We start from the raw sequence: 15,276 nt of genomic DNA, 5'->3' as shown, positions 1-15,276 counted from the left end.
GTCAGCCGCGGCGGCTGATGCGGCCTGCGTCGACGTCGAAGATCTCGCCATTGGCCCCAATATCGACGAACGCGGCAGGATCGGCGCCGGTCATCCAGACCTGCGCGCCGAGCTTTGCCAACTCGTCGAACAGCGCCTTGCGCCTGTTCGGATCGAGATGCGCCACCACTTCGTCGAGCAACAGCAGCGGCACGATGCCGGTCATCTCGGCGACCAATGTCGCATGTGCCAGCACCAGCCCGATCAGAAGCGCCTTCTGCTCGCCGGTGGAGGCGTCGCGTGCCGGCATGTTCTTCGGCGCGTAGACGACCTGCAGATCGGTCAGATGCGGGCCGTCGAGCGTGCGTCCGGCGGCGGCATCCCGCGCGCGGCTGAGGCGCAGGATCTCCCGGTAGCGGTCCTCGACGGCCGTTGCGGGCTCGCTGAGCAGCGCATTCTCCATCCAGCCGTCGAGCGCGATCTCGGCGGAAGGAAACGCCGAGCCCTGCGCGCGCTCGCGCAGCATCGCCGACAGTCTTGCGGCGGTCTGGCCGCGCGTCGCCGCCACCGCGACCGCAAGCTCTGCGGTCTCGCGTTCGATCGCGCCGCACCAGTGGTCGTCATAATTGCGCACTTCCAGGAGGCGATTGCGCGAGCGCAGCGAGCGCTCCAGCGCCGAGACGCGGCTGGAATGCTCGGAGTCGATCGCAAGCACCAGCCGATCGAAGAACCGCCGTCGTTCGGAGGCCGCGCCCATGAACAAGCCGTCCATCGCAGGCGTGAGCCACACCATACGCAGATGGTCGCCGAAGGCCGCGGCCGAACCCACCGGCTCGCGATCGATGCGGCAGCGCCGGCTGACGCTCTCGCCGCCTTGCGCGGGCGCTTCGATCCCGGTGCCGAGCGTCGACAGTCCCAGCGCGCCCTCGACCTCGGCGGAGACCGCCCAGGAACCTTCGCCCTGGTTGTCGGCGACGTCTTCCAGCGTCGCGCGGCGCAGGCCCCGCCCCGGCGCCAGAAACGAGATCGCCTCGAGGCAATTGGTCTTGCCGGCACCGTTCGGCCCGACCAGCACCACCACGTCACCGCGCGTCGAAACGCTCGCCGCCCGATAATTGCGGAAATGCGTCAGCGACAGCCGATGGATGCGCGAAGGGGTCATGTCGTTCGTCGTCCTTCCCCTCTCCCCTTGTGGGAGAGGGTGGCGCCTCGCGAAGCGAGGCGACGGGTGAGGGGTATCTCACAGCTCGGCAAGCTTTGCGAGAATGTCCTCCAATATCGCGCCGGGTTGCAGCAGCACATCGTTGTTCCAGTAACGTGCGACACGAAAGCCTTCCGCGATGAGGGCGGCTTCTCTCACCGCATCTCGTGTCGATGACGCGTGCTGACTGCCGTCTATTTCGATGACGAGGCGCTTCTCGAAACAGACGAAGTCGAGAATATAGGTCTGAAACGGGACTTGGCGACGAAACTTCAGGTGTGAAAGGCGTCGATCGCGGAGCAATCGCCACATCTTCGCTTCGGCATCGGTCGGCTCCCGCCGCATCTTCTTCGCGAAGGTGCGGATGCGCTTGGCGATCGGTCGATGGTGTGGTGTTCGCGGCGCGAACCCCTCACCCGGCGCCTCACTTCGTGAGGCGCCACCCTCTCCCACAAGGGGAGAGGGTACGTCGGAGCGCGTTTCGCGGGACGAGGTCACACCCGCATGGGCATCAGCACGTACAGCGCGCTCTTGTTGTCCTTGTCCTGCACCAGCGTCGGCGAGCCGGGATCGGCGAGTTTCAGGACTGCGACTTCGCCCTCGATCTGGGCGGCGATGTCGAGCAAATAGCGCGAGTTGAAGCCGATATCGAGTGCGTCGGAGGCGTATTCGACCTCCAGTTCCTCGGTGGCGCTGCCGGAATCCGGGTTTGTCACCGACAGCACGAGCTTGCCTGCCGACAGCGACAGCTTGACCGCGCGGCCGCGCTCGCTGGAGATGGTCGAAACGCGGTCGACGGCGGCTTCAAAATCCTTCTTGTCGACCACCAGTTCCTTGTCGTTGTTCTGCGGGATCACGCGGCCGTAATCGGGGAAGGTGCCGTCTATCAATTTCGAGGTCAGCACCACATTGCCGAGCGTGAAGCGGATCTTGCCCGGCGAGAGCTCGATGGTGATTTCCGCCTCGGTATCCTCGATCAGCCGCTGCACTTCGCCGACGGTCTTGCGCGGCACGATCACGCCGGGCATGCCGGCGGCACCCTTCGGCTGCACCAGGTCGACCTGCGCCAGGCGATGGCCGTCGGTCGCGACGCCGCGGAGCGTCGCCTGTTGGGCGCTGCCCGCCGAATGCAGGTAGATGCCGTTGAGATAATAGCGTGTCTCTTCGGTCGAAATCGCAAACTGCGTGCGGTCGATCAGGCGCTTGACGCCGGCGGCGGGAAGCGAGAACGAATGCGTCATGTCGCCGGCGGCCAGATCCGGGAAATCGCTCTCCGGCAGCGTTTGCAGGGTGAAGCGCGAGCGGCCGGCCCGGATCGCCAGCACCGAGCGGTCGCCGTCCGCCTCCAGCACGATCTGGGAGCCGTCGGGCAGCTTGCGCACGATGTCGTAGAACATGTGGGCGGGCACCGTCGTCGAGCCGGCGGTGGCGGTTTCCGCGGCCAGCGTCTCCGTCACCTCGAGATCGAGGTCGGTCGCCTTCAGCGAGAGTTTGGCATTTTCGGCGCGGACCAGCACATTGCCGAGGATCGGGATGGTGTTGCGACGTTCGACCACGCGATGCACGTGGCCGAGCGACTTCAGGAGTTGCGCGCGCTCGACGGTGACCTTCATTGCAATACCCGCCAGATCCCTGAGTTGAGCATGGTCTGTCCGAAAACCGGTAACCCACCGTGCTCTGAGATGGAAAGGCCGGGCGGCCATGGGCGCGCCGCGGCGTTTGAGGCCCGAAAGCCGGTCAATCCATGGGATTTGACCAAACCGTCGGGGGGACCGCAAGGTGGCGCGGATAACGCGCGAGCGCAAGGGAGCGGGACGCCGTTCCCCACGTTTTCAGGCATAAAGGTCCCTCCCGCCCCGGAAAACGGGGCGGGAGGGAAGAATTCATTCCTGCAATTGGCGCTTCAGGGATTCGACCTCTTCGGAGAGCGAGTTGTCCTTGGCGACCAGTGCTTCGATCTTGCGCACGGCATGGAGCACCGTGGTGTGGTCGCGCCCGCCGAAGCGCCGGCCGATCTCGGGCAGCGAGCGGAGCGTCAGCGTCTTGGCCAGGTACATCGCGACCTGGCGCGGACGCACCACGTTCGCCGTGCGGCGCGAGGACAAGAGGTCGGAACGGCTGACATTGTACTGCCGGGCGACCACGCGCTGGATGTCCTCGATCTTGATGCGCTTCGGCTCCTGCGGGCGGATCAGATCGCGGACCTCGCGCTCGGCCATCTCCAGCGTCACCGGCTGGTTGTTCAGCTTGCTGTGCGCGAGCAGGCGGTTGATCGCGCCCTCGAGGTCGCGGCCATTATGGGTGATGGTGCGTGACAGATAGTCCAGCACCTCGTCCGGCACGTCGAAGCTTGCGTGATGGACGCGGGCCGCGGCCACGCGCGATTTGAGGATGCCGAGGCGCAGCTCCTCGCCGAGCGATCCCATTTCGACCACGAGCCCGCCGGCAAGCCGCGAGCGCACGCGATCGTCGAGGCTTTCCAGATCGGACGGCGGACGATCGGCCGCGATCACGACCTGGCGGCCGGCATCGATCAGCGCATTCAGCGTGTGACAGAACTCGGCCTGAGTCGATTTGCCTTGCAGGAATTGCAGGTCGTCAATCACCAGCACGTCGATGCCGCGCAGCGCTTCCTTGAACGCCAGCGCCGTCTGCGTCTTCAGCGCCGCGACGAACCCGTACATGAATTTTTCCGCGGTGAGATACAGCACCTTGCGCTCGCCACCGGAATTGCCGGCCCAGGTCACTGCCTGCAGAAGATGGGTTTTACCGAGCCCCACGCCGGCATGGATGTAGAGCGGGTTGAACATCACGGGATCGCCGCGACGACCTTCCGCAACCTGGCGCGCCGCCGCATGCGCGAGCGTATTCGAGCGGCCGACCACGAAGCTCGCAAATGTCAGCCGCGGATCGAGCGGTGAACCACCGAGCGCATCGTGGCTCGCCGATACCGGCGCGGTCGCGGTCGAACGCAGTTCGACGGAAGGCCGTCCTTCCGGACGCTCGACGCGGCGCGTTTCTGCCGGCGCGGGAGTCTCCTTCACCGTGGCCGAAGGCCGCACTGCCGTGCGCACGGTCAGATCGATGCGATGCACCTCCGGCATCTCGGCCTGCCAGCAGGAGAGCACGCGATCGGCGTAGTGCGCCTGGATCCAGCTCTTCAGGAATCGGGTCGGAACCGACAGGCGGACGCTTTCGTCCTGCACGCCCTCAAGATCCATGCGTGCAAACCAGCTCGTATAGACATCCTCCCCTACGCTCGTCCGCAACCGTCCCTTCACCCGCGACCAGCGATCCTGTTCCGTGTTTGTCATTGCCTGAAGACTTTTCTCAAGAGTAGTGCCGTTGATTGTGAAAGCGCCGTGCATGTTTCTTGCCACGGCGCGACCTCTAGCGAGGCCTTCTGTTCCGGGCACATCTCTCCCGTTCGGCGAAACCGCCGCAGGGCAGATTATGTGCTGGAACAGACGTGCGTTCGCGAGGTCAGCGCGTACTCGAAGGAGTATCCGGAGTTCGCGTGGAGCTGTTTGCGGAAGAGCAATCCAAGGTGTCGAATAGGGACTTGTCTGAAATGCGCAATTCGAATGCTGCGATGGTTCCGTAAATCATACTGCCTCCCCCTCTCGCCGCGATTGCGCGCGGCGAGCAATCCACTCGCAAGTGGTCCAAATTCAGTGTGCCGCTCCCGAACATCGAAATGTCCAGTGCTGCGCCGCCGCGTAGTTCAGTCCTTGTCAACCCATTCACGGGCACCGCGTTCCCCGCTGCTTAAGGCCGCGGCTGTTGCGTGTCTCCCCAGTTCGTCTCTCTCGCAGCGCGGACGCTGCGATCGAGAAATCCAGACACAGAACAACCGTTCTCATATTGCTATGAGTTGCCAACTCAGCTTCGCTTGGAAAGCGTCGCTAACGCGCACACCGCCGCCGATTTGCACGTCCGCCCGTGGGTCTAAGATCGCGCTGATCTTAAGAGCCGTGGGCGCCGCGAACGCATAAACAAATACACCAAGCGCGATTTCTGACAATCCGTTGTTTGTGGCTCGTGAGTTGAGTCTTCGCCGGTGTTGCGGCATTGCAATTGCGAAACCGGAAAGCAAGTTTTTGAATCACCGCGCAGATTCGCGCGTGTCACAAAGCGCGGTGTAACGGAAAAAAAAGTTCATAAAATATTTACGTAGCATCTCGGCGGCGCCATTTTTCAAACAAGTCGGCTTCGCTATGTGGGTAAGTGATTAGCGAGACGAAGTTTTTCGCGATTGCTTTTGGAGGGTAACCCTTCGCGGCTTTTCGCCGAGGAAATGTTTAGCGCTATTCCATTTATGCGGCGCGCGCGTGCGTATTTAATCGCGTCGTCGCGTGTGAGGCGCAGCAAGAACTGCAGGTTCGGTAAAACTACGGACGCGCGGAATATGGCACACGCGCTGTCCTGCAACAGCGAGTCACTTCGGGAGCACAGTCGTTCGAAGCTTCGCAAAAGAAAAAGGCCCGGCGTAAAGCCGGGCCCTTGACGAAAGTGTTTTTCCGTCAGCTCACTTCGCCAGCTTGGCGATCTGATGCGTCAGGCGCGAGACTTTGCGGCTCGCAGTATTGCGGTGAACGATGTTGCGCTGTGCGGCCTTCATCAGTTCGGGCTCGGCATGCGCCATCGCCTTCAGCGCTGCATCGCGGTCGCCGCGCTTGATCGCTTCTTCGACCGAGCGAACCGCACCACGCATCTGGGTGCGGCGCGACTTGTTGATGATGGTGCGGCGGGCAATCTTGCGGGTCGCCTTCTTGGCGGAAGTGGTGTTGGCCATGGTCTCAATTGTCCTTCGGCGTTGGTCGCTCTGTTGGTCGGGCTCGAGCGCGCCGGCCGTTGAAATCGCGTGATCTACTCTGCTGTGTTGTCGAGATGTGTTCTTGAGGGAGCCGTGCCCAGAAGCAAAAGTCCCGGCGGCCGCCCGTCCAAAGAACAGCGGCGGCAGGATTGCGCCCGCCGCCATTGCGCGGTCTTATAGAGGGGCCGGCCCCCAGCGTCAACGTTTTCCACCCGGTTCGGAGGGCCGAAACCGGCAGAAAATGGCCGCCAAGGTGCTGAACAGGTTGAATTTCGGCCCTTCCTGCCGTTAATGGGCCTTGGCGCGCTTGGGGCGGACAGGGACTAAGGGTGAGGCATGATCCGCGGGTTTTTTCGGTTAATCGGCCTGCTGCTCCTGGCCGGCGGATTTGTTTTCATGGTCTATGACGGCGCCCGCTTCGTCGCCGATCAGACCCTGCGCTTCACCCGTTTCGGCCAGTTCTGGAACGACATCCACCAGTCCAGCCAGGCGGCCTTCCGTGCCTGGATCGAGCGCACCGCGCCTTTCCTCTGGGACAGCGTGATCAAGATCATCCTCGACCAGCCGGTTTTCGTCGTGCTCGGTGTCGCCGGCATCCTCTTGATGATCCTGTTCCGGCCGCGCAAGCCGCTGATCGGCTACGCGCGCGATTGATCGTAACTTTGCTCCTTCGGGTTGTGGGGACGTAACAGGGCTGCCAGATCGCGCGTAAATACCTATATTGAGGGCCTAGCCGGCCGAAGCCGCTCTCGGCTTCAGGCCGATGTGCCCGCCTGGAGGTAATCCATGTTGTTCATGCGCAAGACCACCGCGTTGCCGAGTGCAGCCGAAGCGCTGCCGGGACGCGCCACGCCGATCCCGACCGCCACCACCCACTTCGTCAACGGCAGCAAACTGCAGCCGCCTTATCCTGAAGGTCTGGAGCAGGCGGTGTTCGGGCTCGGCTGCTTCTGGGGCGCCGAGCGCAAATTCTGGGAGCTCGGCGATGGCATCTACACGACCGCCGTTGGCTATGCCGGCGGCTACACGCCGAATCCGACCTATGAGGAGGTTTGCTCCGGTCGTACCGGCCACACCGAAGTGGTGCTGGTCGTGTTCGATCCGAAGAAGATCTCCTACGAGCAACTCCTGAAGACATTCTGGGAAAATCACAACCCGACGCAGGGCATGCGTCAGGGCAACGATGTCGGCACGCAATATCGCTCCGCGATCTACACCTTTGGCGACGCGCAGCGGAAGGCCGCGGAGGCCTCGAAGGCCGCCTATCAGAAAGCGCTTTCGGCCAAGGGCCTCGGTCCGATCACCACCGAGATCGCAAAGGCCGCCGAGTTCTATTTCGCGGAAGACTATCATCAGCAATATCTCGCCAAGAATCCGGCGGGCTATTGCGGCCTTGGCGGCACCGGCGTGTCGTGCCCGATCGGGGTCGGCGTCACCGCCTGATCGCGTTCTCCCTCGCCCCGCAAGAGCGGGGCGAGGGAGTTCTCTCTAACAAACCATTTGTTAACCATAACCGGTGCAAGACTAGGCTGTCTCGCTTTTCAGGGATGGCCAGGGTGCGGGTTGCACGCGCGTTTCGATTGCCGATCACTGCCGTTATGACTGCACTCGTGCTGTCAGGCTGCATGCACGCGAGCGGCCCGGTCGCGGTCGCTCCAGCGCCGGCCGATCTCGACTCCATGGCTTATGGCGGGCCTGCCAGCCCTGCGCCGGTCGCGGTCGCCAGCAGCGGCGGTGGCGCCGTCGGCGCGCTTCGCTCCGCCTTTGCCGCTTCACCCCGCGCGGCCTATGCAGCGGCGCCGGTTGCTGCGGTCCGCTACGACTCGGCCTATCATCTCGATGCCGGCGACCGGCTGCGCGTCGTGGTCTACGGCCAGGAAGGGCTCACCAATACCTACGCGATCGATGCTGCCGGCTCGATCACCATGCCGCTCATCGGGCAGGTGCCCGCGCGCGGCAGGACGACGTCGGGGCTCGCAGGCGAGATCGCGGCAAAGCTGCGCAGCGGCTATATCCGCGAGCCTTCGGTCGCCGTCGAGATCGAGGCGTACAGGCCGTTCTTCATCCTCGGCGAAGTCGCCGCCCCCGGACAATATCCTTATGTGCCCAACATGACCGTCGAAAGCGCCGTGGCGATTGCGGGCGGCTTCTCGCCGCGCGCCAAGCGCGACATGGTGACGCTGACGCATACCGATGCTGGCGGCTCGGGGCGCTACACCGTGCCGCTCGGCACGCCGATGAGCCCCGGCGATACGGTGTTCGTCGGCGAGCGGTGGTTCTAGGCTACGCGACACTCTCTCAACTCTTCATTCCGGGGCGATGCGAAGCGTCGAGCCCGGAACCCATTTCGCCGCCGGCGCCTGCGGCCCGATGGATTCCGGGCTCACGCTGCGCGTGCCCCGGAATGACCGTGGAGAGAGTGCGCTATTTCAAATGCTTCGCGAAAAACGCCAGGCTGCGCGGCCAGGCGATGTCGGCGCTGGCCTTGTCGTAGCTCGCCCGTTCGTCGCAGTGAAAGCCGTGCTGCGCGCCGGGATAGATGTGGATCTCGACCTCGGGTCGCTTGGCCTTGATGGTCTCCACATCGGTCAAGGGAATACCGCTATCCTTTTCGCCGAAATGAAGTTGCGTCGGCACCGTCGGCTTGCCGTCGGCAAAGCGGACGATGGCGCCGCCGTAATAGCCGACGGCTGCCTTCAGGCCCGTCAGCTTGGTCGCCGCGACATAGGCGACGCTGCCGCCGAGACAGAAGCCGATGATGCCGACCGGGCCGACGCTCTTCACGGCATCAATCGCAGCCTGCGTGTCGCGCAGCATCGCCGTCCAATCCGGATTGGCGACGAACTTTCGCGCGACGGCGATTTCATCAGGGGAATAGCCGCTCTGGAAATTCGGCTCGCTGCGGTCGAAGATCGAGGGTGCGATCGCGACATAGCCTTCCTGCGCGAGGCGGTCGCAGACCGCGCGGATGTGGTGGTTGACGCCGAAAATCTCCTGGATCACCACGATCGCGCCCTTTGGCGCGCCGGACGGGTCCGCACGGTAGCCACCGAGCTTGAAGCCGTCCGAAGCCGTCAGCGTGATATCATGTCCCATGGGTCATCCCTTCTCGTTTGAGGGTTGCAATTACGGTTCGCGAAAGAGCAGCGGGTAGATCATGATCCGATTACGGAATCGGATCATGATCTCATCTCTTGTTTGAGCATGATCTTTTCGGAAAACCGGTTTCCACTTTTCCGGATCATGCTCTACCGCCACATCCAGTTCTGGCCCCAGTCGGCTTTCCAGCCGGCGAGCCGTCCTTTGCGGAACTGCAGGAACAGCCGGTCCTTGTGCGGGAACAGGCCGCTGCCGCCGAGGTCACGGAAGGTGAGATAGATCTCATTGCCGGGACGTCCTTTGAGGTAGGTGAGGGGCGTGCCGAGCGCGCGCGACGTTTCTTCCACGTCCATCCCGAACACCAGCGGCGCGGTGTTCGACAGCGTTGTAACGAAGTAAGATGGCGCAGGAGCAGGACCGCCAAATGGCGGCAGGTGTTGCGCGCAGGCCGGTTCCGCGGCAGCGGCGAGCACGAGCAGTGTCGCGGTCATCCTCCTCATGACGCAGCCTTCTGCTCCGACTTGACTTCGAGGCTATCGAGGAACGGCAACACCGCCTCGATGAAGGCTTGCGGCTGATCGATATTGACGGCGTGGCCGGCGGCCGGGATCACGACCTTCTGCGCGCCGGGGATCTTGGCCGCCATATAGTCGGAGGCGGCGAGGAACGGCGTGTCGTCGGCGCCGACCACGATCAGCGACGGCACCTTGATCTCGGGCAGCGACTCGATCACGCGCGCGTCGCGCTGGGTCAGCATGCCGCGGGCGGCAAGCGCAAGACCGGTGGCATCGCGGTGCGTTACCGTCGAGCGCTCACGGCTGAACGACTTTAAAAGGTCCAGGCCTTCGCGCTCGAACTTCTCTGCGGTGTCGTAGGCGCGCTTGTTCCAGGCATCGCGGGCGTCGTCCTTCTTGAAGCCGGGTCCGGTGTCGATGATCAGGAGCGCGCGCACCCGCTCAGGGTAGGCGCGATAGAATGCAAGCGACATATAGCCGCCGAGCGAGAGCCCGCCGACGATCGCCTTTTCCGCGCCGACCGTATCCAGCAGCGCGGCCATGTCGGCGACCGTCAGGGCTTCGCTATAGGCCGCGGGATCGCTCGGATAGTCCGACTGGCCGTGGCCGCGCATGTCCCACAGCACCAGCCTGTGGCGCTTCGACAGCGCCCCGACCTGGCCCTGCCACATCGCGGAGGTCGATGAATAGCCGTGGGTCAAAAGCAGGGGAGGGCCATCGCCATGGACCTCGTAATAAATCTCGACCCCATCTCGCTTGATTTTCGGCATTGCGTTTCCCCGACCAGATTTTCCGCAGCGATGCTGCGCAATCATCCTAGCGCGATCCGTTCGCGGGTGGGAAATGCGGAAATGGAAGGCCCGATCGTTAAAATTCTAGCATTGGCGCTAGACCCCCGTTCATCACGCCTATTAAGCCGCAGGGAACTCATTCTCCGCTAGCCTGGCTTGTCGATCGTCATTGCGAACGCCCAAGGATTTCATGACAGCGTTAGCCAACAAGACTTCGCTAAGACGCCGCCTGTTGCTGGCGTCGGATCGAGGCGACCAGAGCAGCGAACTGGCGAGGATTTTGCGGTCCGTCGGCGAGGTCGATACCATCTCGACCGCGGAGATTCCCGAGAAGCCCGCGGATAATCTTTCGGGCATCGTGGTCGACATCAACCTGCGCTCGCCCGAGAGCGTGCAGCTCGTGCGCAACAAGCTCAGGACGGAAGCCTATCGCGAAATGCCGCGCCTGTTCGTGCTGCAGGATGCATTGCACCACGCGACCATGCAGGCCTGGGCGCTCGGGGCCACCGACACGATCTCGCGTCCGTTCGACGCTGCCGGACTGTTGCAGCGCATCCGCGCCGCGTTTCCGGACGCCGACGGCTACGATGAAACCGATCGCGGCAAGGCGCTGAATCGCGGCGTCGAGGCGGCGCACGCGGTCATGGTCAAGATGTTCGAAAAGCTGCCGGCCGGCGTGCCCCTGCAATTCAGCGACATCGTCGCCGCCGAGCGCAAGATCCTGAAGGCGATCAAGCACTCATCCTTGCGCGAATGGCTGACCATGGTCGGCTGCCATCACACCGACACCTATCGTCATTGCCTGTTCGTGACCGGCTTCGCGGTGGCGTTCGCACAGCACCTCGGCATGCGCGAGGACGACCAGCGCCGCCTCGCCCGCGCGGCGCTCTTGCACGATGTCGGCAAGGCGTTCATCCCGACCTCGATCCTGGACAAGCCGACCGAATTGACCGCGGACGAGATGGCCGAGATGCGCGAGCATCCGCGGCGCGGCTACGAGGCGCTCTTGGTCCAAGGCGGCTTTCCGCCTGAAATGCTCGACGTGGTGCTGCACCATCACGAGATGCTGGACGGCTCCGGCTATCCGAATGGCCTCCACGGCGGCCAGATCAGCGACATCGTGCGGGTCACCACCATCGTCGATATCTATGCCGCGCTGGTGGAGAGGCGCGCCTACCGGCTGCAGTTCACCCACGCCAAGGCGTTCGCGATCATGGAAGATATGGGCGCCAAGCTCGACCAGCAATTGCTGCAGGCGTTCCGCCCGGTCGCGTTCGGGCATTATTGATTCGGACTGCTCCGCCCGTGATTGCGAGGAGCCAACGGGTCCCGCCTCTGGCGGACCCGATGACAGGCTCCACGACGAAGCAATCCATGCTTCCGCAAGCGGCACCATGGATTGCTTCGCTTCGCTCGCAATGACGTGGAGAGGCGTTGCCCCGGAAATGACGCGTCCGCGCGTCACTCCAGCAGCTTGCGCAATTCCGCCTTCGCGACCTTCTCCAGCGTCGAGCGCGGCATGTCGTCGACGAAGCGGATTTCGCGCGGCACCTTGAAGTCGGCGAGCGCGTTGCGACAGGCGGCCATGACATCGTCGTGCAGGCCTGCGGGTGCGACGCCGCCCTGCGGAATGATGAAGACCACCGGCACCTCCTCGAGCATCGGGTGCTTCTTTGCAACCACCGCCGCCTCGCGCACGCCTGCGACCACCGCGATCACCTGTTCGATCTCGGACGCCGCGACGTTCTCGCCGCCGACCTTCAGCATGTCCTTGGCGCGGTCGCCGAACTTGACGAAGCCGTGTTCGAGCAACATGACGCGGTCGCCGGTCAGGAAATAGCCGTGCTCGTCGAAGCTTTCCCGGGTAGCCTTTTCGTTGTGCAGATATTCCTTGAACAGCGACAATCCGGGAATGCCCTTGATCGAGAGATTGCCGGTGCCGCCGACTTCCGTCGCCGAGCCGTCATCATTGGTGATCCGGATCGAGTATTCGCTCGCCGCGCGGCCGATCGACATCGGCGCGTTCGGCTGGTCGACCTCGCCGACGATGCCGTGGGTGATGGTCTCCGTCATGCCCCACCAGCCGATGGTCCTGACGCCGAACGCGGCAAAGGCCGGCGGCTCGCACACCGCCGTGCCCCAGAGCCGGAACTTGTGATTCTTCGGGATCTCGTGCTCCACCAGCGCCTTCATGCAGAATGGGATGGTCGAGGTCCAGGTGCAGCCATGCTCCAGCGCGACGCCCCAGAACCGGCTTGCGGAAAAGCGCGGCTGGATCACACAGGAGGCACCGACCCAGAGCGTCGCCAGCATCGAATAGGCCAGCGCATTGGTGTGGAACAGTGGCAGGTAGGTCTGGTGCACATCGCCGGCATGCAGGTCTTCGTGCGCGGCATTGACCTTGGCGCCCCACAGCGCATTGGCATGGGTCCACAACACCGCCTTCGGGCGCGATGTCGTGCCGGACGTGTATTGCACGCTGCAGGGGGCGAGCGGATCGGTGGCGCGGCGCGGCCGGTCGGCGCTGTCGGCGAACAGCGCTTCAAAACTGTCGCTGCGTGAGGTGGTCTGTGCCGGCGCGGCGCCGGCGTTATGCGAGATCACGGCGATCCAGCGCAGCTCGCGGCAATTGGCCGCGATCAGTTCCGCGTAGGCCGGCTGGGTGATGGCGGCGACCGCGCCGCAATGCCCGGCGAAATATTCCATCTCGGCGGCGGCCGAGCGCGTGTTGGTGGTGACCGCGATCGCGCCAAGCTCGACGCAGGCGAACCAGGCCAGCATCGCCTCGATGCAATTGTCGAGATGGATCAGCACATATTCGCCGGGCCTGATGCCGCGTCTCGCAAGTCCTGCGGCCAGCGCGCCGACGCGCTCGTGAAATTCGCCGTAGGTCCATTTCCGCGCCGGCGCCTCGAACGGCGCCCAGATCAGGAACGGGTGATCGCGCCGGACCTCGGCGCGCATCCGAAGCAGCCACGGCACGTCAAGGCCTGCGAACGGTCCCACGATACCAGGTGCTGCCTGTGAATTGGTCATGCTTCCTCCCGTGCAACCTTGCCGGCTGCTTTCGTCTTGCTTGTTCGGAGGACAGTTTTGCCACTGGATTCCGGCGCGATCAAATCGCGCTATTTCTTCCGTCATGGCCGGGCTTGACCCGGCCATCCACGAAACCGTGGCAAGCAAGACGTGGATGCCCGGGTCAAGCCCGGGCATGACGACGGAGGGCGTGCTCGGAAAGGTGCGCTTACTTCGCGCTTACTTGCCGCCACCCTCATACGACGAAATCTCGATCAGGCTGCCGTCGGGATCGCGGCAATAGACCGAGCGCAGCATGCCGCGCGCGCCATGCCTGGGCACCGGGCCTTCCTCGATCCTGACGCCGTTGGCCTTCAGATGCGCGACCACCTGATCGGGCGTGCTGGAGGTGAGGAAGCAGAGGTCCTCGCTGCCGGGCGTCTCGTGGTCGGCCGTGAACCACTCGATCTTGGAGGCATCGCGCGGCCGCACATTGATCTTCTGGTTGCCGAACTCCAGCGATGTCCGTGGCGCCTTGCCTTCGCCGGGATCGAACACCTTGACCTCCATGCCGAGGATCCTGCTGTACCATTCGGTGGATCGCGCCACGTCGGACACGTTGATCACGAGATGGTCGAGCGCGTTCACCTTGACGGCCATGGCCTCATCCTTTCGTCGCGGTCCAGCGCGCAGGCCGCGCACTGGCTGTCCAATGCGTAGTTTGTTACAACGCGCGGCGTCACTAATTCAATAGAAACGGACCGGAGTGTGAACCCGGCCATATCGGAGGAAACTACATGATTTCACGCCGTACTGCGCTTGGCCTGATCGGTTCCGGGATTTCGACATTTGCGATCGGCCGCGCTTCGGCAGCGGCGGACTATCCGGCTCGGCCGGTCCGCTGGATCGTCGGCTATCCGCCGGGCGGCGCCACCGATATCCTGGCGCGTCTGATCGGGCAGCGGCTGTCGGAAAAGCTCGGACAGCAATTCGTGGTCGAGAACAAGCCCGGCGCCGGCAACAATATCGGCACGGAGGCCGCTGTTAATGCCGAGCCGGACGGCTACACCGTGCTGCTGGTCAATCCCGCGAACTACATCAACGCCACGCTGTATGCGAATTTGAAGTTCAATTTCGTTCGCGACATCGCGCCGGTCGCCTCGTTCCAGCGGGTGCCGAACGTCATGACCGTCAACAAGGATGTCCCGGCCAAAAACGTCGCCGAGTTCATAGCATATGTGAAGGCCAATCCCGGCAAGGTGAACATGGCCTCATCGGGCAATGGCACTTCGGTGCATCTCTCCGGCGAGATGTTCATGGCGATGAGCGGCGCCAAGATGCAGCACGTGCCCTATCGCGGCGCGGCGCCGGCCATCACCGACCTGCTTGCCGGTCAAGTGCACGTGATCTTCGACAACATGCCCTCGATCATCCAGCATATCCGCTCCGGCTCATTGCGGGCGCTCGGCGTCACCACGGCGGAGCGTTCATCGCAACTGCCCGACGTGCAGGCCATCAGCGAGACCGTGAAGGGCTATGAGGCGAGCGCCTTGTTCGGCATGGGAGTGCCAAAGAACACACCGAAGGAGATCATCGCCAAGCTCAACAGCGAGATCAACGCTGTGATGGCCGAGCCGGCGATGAAAACACGTTTGGTTGAACTGGGCGGCGAGCCGCGCATCCAGACGCCGGAGGCGTTCGGCGCGGAGATCGTCGCCGAGACCGAAAAGTGGAGGAAAGTCGTCGAGGGCGCCGGGCTCAAGGTGGAATAGGACACAAGCGCGCACCAGCCAGAACCTTCCTGCGGCAATCGCGTTCTGAACCTTGACGCCGGCGATGCGACTACGCAGATGCGGGGCA

The 15,276-nt window shown here is 63.6% G+C and carries 15 protein-coding genes; 5 read left to right on the top strand and 10 right to left on the bottom strand.

Annotated elements, in window-relative coordinates:
- Position 1: 1 nt before the first annotated feature.
- The 5 genes from recF to rpsT all read right to left on the bottom strand — a co-directional run bounded on the left by recF (position 2) and on the right by rpsT (position 5,975).
- On the bottom strand, positions 2-1,141 hold the full coding sequence (recF, locus tag AC5ZGW_RS18615) for a DNA replication/repair protein RecF (protein WP_130229518.1): 1,140 nt from the start codon (positions 1,139-1,141) through the stop codon (positions 2-4).
- A gap of 78 nt (positions 1,142-1,219) precedes the next feature.
- Positions 1,220-1,525: an endonuclease domain-containing protein gene (locus tag AC5ZGW_RS18610; protein WP_130229517.1), complete on the bottom strand. Its 306-nt coding sequence runs from the start codon at positions 1,523-1,525 to the stop codon at positions 1,220-1,222.
- 149 nt (positions 1,526-1,674) lie between these two features.
- Complete coding sequence (dnaN, locus tag AC5ZGW_RS18605) at positions 1,675-2,793, bottom strand: DNA polymerase III subunit beta (protein ID WP_130229516.1); 1,119 nt, start codon at positions 2,791-2,793, stop codon at positions 1,675-1,677.
- A gap of 270 nt (positions 2,794-3,063) precedes the next feature.
- Entirely contained in the window at positions 3,064-4,494 is a 1,431-nt protein-coding gene (dnaA, locus tag AC5ZGW_RS18600; RefSeq protein WP_028162525.1) for a chromosomal replication initiator protein DnaA, read from the bottom strand.
- Between the two features lie 1,214 nt (positions 4,495-5,708).
- A complete protein-coding gene (rpsT, locus tag AC5ZGW_RS18595) occupies positions 5,709-5,975 on the bottom strand; it encodes a 30S ribosomal protein S20 (protein ID WP_028162524.1) in 267 nt (88 codons plus the stop codon).
- 357 nt (positions 5,976-6,332) lie between these two features.
- On the opposite strand from rpsT, the gene AC5ZGW_RS18590 reads away from it, so the two are divergent.
- The 3 genes from AC5ZGW_RS18590 (at position 6,333) to AC5ZGW_RS18580 (ending at position 8,278) form a co-directional block, all read left to right on the top strand.
- The gene (locus AC5ZGW_RS18590; protein ID WP_028162523.1) at positions 6,333-6,650 is read left to right on the top strand and encodes a hypothetical protein; all 318 of its coding nucleotides are present in this window, start codon (positions 6,333-6,335) and stop codon (positions 6,648-6,650) included.
- A 132-nt stretch (positions 6,651-6,782) separates the two neighbouring features.
- Positions 6,783-7,439: a peptide-methionine (S)-S-oxide reductase MsrA gene (gene msrA, locus AC5ZGW_RS18585; RefSeq protein WP_130229515.1), complete on the top strand. Its 657-nt coding sequence runs from the start codon at positions 6,783-6,785 to the stop codon at positions 7,437-7,439.
- Between the two features lie 155 nt (positions 7,440-7,594).
- Positions 7,595-8,278 (top strand): polysaccharide biosynthesis/export family protein, encoded by a 684-nt coding sequence (locus AC5ZGW_RS18580; protein WP_245474700.1) that lies wholly within the window; start codon positions 7,595-7,597, stop codon positions 8,276-8,278.
- Between the two features lie 142 nt (positions 8,279-8,420).
- Here the strand turns inward: AC5ZGW_RS18580 and AC5ZGW_RS18575 are convergent, their stop codons facing one another.
- The 3 genes from AC5ZGW_RS18575 to AC5ZGW_RS18565 form a co-directional block, all read right to left on the bottom strand.
- Positions 8,421-9,092: a dienelactone hydrolase family protein gene (locus AC5ZGW_RS18575; RefSeq protein ID WP_130225777.1), complete on the bottom strand. Its 672-nt coding sequence runs from the start codon at positions 9,090-9,092 to the stop codon at positions 8,421-8,423.
- Positions 9,093-9,244: 152 nt separating this feature from the next.
- Entirely contained in the window at positions 9,245-9,595 is a 351-nt protein-coding gene (locus tag AC5ZGW_RS18570) for a hypothetical protein (protein ID WP_130225778.1), read from the bottom strand.
- Positions 9,592-10,380: an alpha/beta fold hydrolase gene (locus AC5ZGW_RS18565; protein WP_130225779.1), complete on the bottom strand. Its 789-nt coding sequence runs from the start codon at positions 10,378-10,380 to the stop codon at positions 9,592-9,594. Before AC5ZGW_RS18565 ends, AC5ZGW_RS18570 begins: the two co-directional genes overlap by 4 nt.
- A 211-nt stretch (positions 10,381-10,591) precedes the next feature.
- On the opposite strand from AC5ZGW_RS18565, the gene AC5ZGW_RS18560 reads away from it, so the two are divergent.
- Entirely contained in the window at positions 10,592-11,689 is a 1,098-nt protein-coding gene (locus AC5ZGW_RS18560) for an HD-GYP domain-containing protein (protein ID WP_130225780.1), read from the top strand.
- Between the two features lie 173 nt (positions 11,690-11,862).
- On the opposite strand, the gene AC5ZGW_RS18555 is transcribed toward AC5ZGW_RS18560, so the two are convergent.
- The gene (locus AC5ZGW_RS18555) at positions 11,863-13,437 is read right to left on the bottom strand and encodes an AMP-binding protein (protein ID WP_130225781.1); all 1,575 of its coding nucleotides are present in this window, start codon (positions 13,435-13,437) and stop codon (positions 11,863-11,865) included.
- 219 nt (positions 13,438-13,656) lie between these two features.
- Positions 13,657-14,076 (bottom strand): VOC family protein, encoded by a 420-nt coding sequence (locus tag AC5ZGW_RS18550; RefSeq protein ID WP_130225782.1) that lies wholly within the window; start codon positions 14,074-14,076, stop codon positions 13,657-13,659.
- 137 nt (positions 14,077-14,213) lie between these two features.
- On the opposite strand from AC5ZGW_RS18550, the gene AC5ZGW_RS18545 reads away from it, so the two are divergent.
- Positions 14,214-15,188, top strand: a complete 975-nt coding sequence (locus AC5ZGW_RS18545; protein ID WP_130225783.1) for a Bug family tripartite tricarboxylate transporter substrate binding protein — start codon at positions 14,214-14,216, stop codon at positions 15,186-15,188.
- Positions 15,189-15,276 lie beyond the last annotated feature (88 nt).

The organism is Bradyrhizobium sp. Crot121, from assembly GCF_059512385.1.
The sequence above is the reverse complement of the archived record's forward strand: the minus strand, read 5'-3'. Positions and strand labels throughout refer to the sequence as shown.